Raw genomic sequence first — 2,529 nt, 5'->3', positions numbered from 1 at the left:
GCTTCGCGCGGGAGGTGCGCCAGTGGGCCGAGACCGAACTCTGCCGCATCGCACGCGTGGACTTCGAGCTGGCGCCGGAGCAGCCGGAGCGCAGCTTTCGCGAGGTCTTCGACAGCTTCTGGGAGGACCTGGCGTGGTGCGCGACGAGAAAGCCGGAGCTCTTCCACTTCACCTTCATGCACTGGCATCCGGACTCGCTGGAGCCGGAGGCCCTGGGTGCCCAGGCGCGGGAGTTGGTGAGGGAGGTGCTGGCGCACGGGGAGCGCATGGGGGCGCTGGCACCGGGAAGCGTCCTGGTAGGTGAGGGGCTCATCTGGGGAGCGCTGGCGGAGCTGGTGCGGGCGGTGGCGCGGGGGGACGAGCGGGGAGCGCTGGAGAACGTCATCCCCATGGGACGGGTGCTCTGGAAGGCGCTGGCGGCGGAGGAGGACTCCGGTGCCGGAGGCGGGCGAACGCCTCCGCCCGAGGGGGCTGTCACTGAAGGCGCCGAGGCGGAAGGCGCGGGTACTCCTTCGCTGGAGGGGGCTGCGACGGAAGGCTCGGGGCGCGGTGACGTGGGTGCGTTGCATCCAGGCGCCACGGCGCTGGAAACATTGGGATTGGTCAGGTGTCCGAGGACGCTTCAACAGCCCGCGACTCCGGGACAAGAGCGCTCGGAGCGGCGGAACTGCATCGAGGTGGCGGCTCCTCCAGGGAACCGCCGGTCAGAACAAGTGATTGAAGTCCAGGTAGAAGCCGGACGTGTCGTCGCTCGGGCTGATGCCGTAGTCGAGGCGGACGATGAAGTTGTCCGCCCAGGCAATGCGCAGTCCTCCACCGCCCGCGTAGCGCGCGAGTCCGTCGCCGCGGAAGTCCAGGTCCGCCCAGGACTGCCCCGCGTCGAGGAAGGCCACCGCCGTGAGGTCCACCTTCTGGTTGAAGGGCGACGCCGACAGGAACAGCCACCGCAGCTCGCCATTGACCAGCGCCTTCACCTCGCCCTGCACGCGGTTCTTCAGGATGCCGCGCCCGGTGAACACCCCGCCGATGCCGCCCCACCCGTCCCGCCACTCCACGCCGCCGAACGAGTTGAGCAGGAAGAAGGGCACGTCCCCGCCCATCACATCCCCCATCAGCCGCAGCGCCGCCACCAGCCGCTCGCTCACCACCGGGTGATAGAAGCGCAGGTTCAGCGTCGTCCCCCAGTAGTCGAAGGCGCTCCCCGTCGCCCCTGCCGCTCCACGCAGCGCCAGCTCGTGGAACATACCGCGCACCGGGGCCGGCTCGTTGTCGCGCGAATCCCACAACAGCCCCGCCATCAGCTCCGCCGTGCGGAACGTGTCCGCGCGGGGCCCGCCCTCCAGCCCCGTGAGCAGTCCCAGCCGCGCGTCCTCCTCCAGCCGCGAGTGCCGGCTCTGCCCCTGGTCGTCCGCGTCGTAGCGAGTCCTCACCCGCGTCAACCGGAAGCGGTAGCCCAGCGCCACCTGCCACGGCCCCTTCACCGAGCGCCGCGTGTTCAGCACCACGCTCGGAACGGTGCGCTGCTCGTAGCTGTAGTAGCGCAGCCCCCGGAACTCCGCGTTGCCCGGGCACACGTCCGGCGACATGTCCAGCGCGTCCCGGTCGTCACACGTGTTGAAGTCCGCGTCGTAGCCCGACGCACCGGCGATGCCGTAGTACGGCGTGAAGCGGTCGTTGAGCAGGCTCAAGTCCAGCCCCACCCGCCACCCGGACCCGAGGAAGTCCGGTGCATCCGTCAGCAGCCGGTGCGCGCCCACGCCCCGTGTCGTCTGGAAGAACTGCGCCACCACGGAGTAGCGATACGGCTTCTGGCGCCCATCTCCCACGTCCACCAGCAGCACCCGCAGGCCGTAGCCGAAGCCCTCGTCGCTGTTGAAGTTGACGAGCGGAAGCCCCACGAAGCGCCACCCCGTGCGAGGCCCGGGCTCGGAAGGCACCTCGGCACCGGGGACAGGCTTGGGAGGCACGGATGCGTCCGGAGTCGCCTGCTGAGCCCACGCGGGTGCCACGCCCAACAGCAACGAAAGCCCCACGGCCCACGTCATCCGCATCGGGTGCATGCGACCTCTCGAAGGTGTCACGGACGCAGGAGCCAGGAGACCGCCAGCCCGAGATAGGTCCCCAGCGCGAAGCCCATCAGTCCCGTCGTCATCCCCGAGACGAGCAGCTCGCGGTTGCGCAGCGCGCGCGCCACCGGACCGATGAAGGCCGGACCGAAGATGGTGGCGGTGGAGGTGATGAGCACCGTGTCCGCGTCGATACGGAACAGCGCCGCCAGGCCGAAGTGCAGCACCACCGCCAAGAGCTGCACGCAGAAGCAGAACACGAAGACGAAGAGGCTCGCCGCCCCCAATTGCCGCGCGTCCGCCAGCGTGCCCACGGCCACGCAGAAGACGAGCAGCGCGTAGTCCCCCAGCGCGCTGCTGCCCGGCAGGTGCCGCACCGCCGGCACGAAGGACGCGGCCAGCGACAGCGAGGTGATGAGCAACAGCACCGCCGTCACGTCCAGCCGCCCCAGCACCCCCAGCG

At 70.1% G+C, this 2,529-nt stretch carries 2 protein-coding genes; both read right to left on the bottom strand.

The genetic code is table 11. The features are described from left to right. Window positions 1-704: 704 nt before the first annotated feature. Window positions 705-2,060 (bottom strand): Omp85 family outer membrane protein, encoded by a 1,356-nt coding sequence (omp85, locus tag HG543_RS53030; RefSeq protein WP_169352585.1) that lies wholly within the window; start codon window positions 2,058-2,060, stop codon window positions 705-707. A 17-nt stretch (window positions 2,061-2,077) separates the two neighbouring features. After that, a partial coding sequence (locus HG543_RS53025; RefSeq protein ID WP_169352584.1) for a DUF819 family protein occupies window positions 2,078-2,529 on the bottom strand: 452 nt, incomplete at its 5' end.

It is taken from the genome of Pyxidicoccus fallax (genome assembly GCF_012933655.1).
Lineage (GTDB): Bacteria > Myxococcota > Myxococcia > Myxococcales > Myxococcaceae > Myxococcus > Myxococcus fallax.
Note: the sequence above shows the minus strand (reverse complement) of the source record. Positions and strands in the feature narration are given on the sequence as shown.

Excerpts from the sequence above, each read along its gene's own strand:
- omp85 (WP_169352585.1), bottom strand. The coding sequence starts at position 2,060 with ATGCACCCGATGCGGATGACGTGGGCCGTGGGGCTTTCGTTGCTGTTG.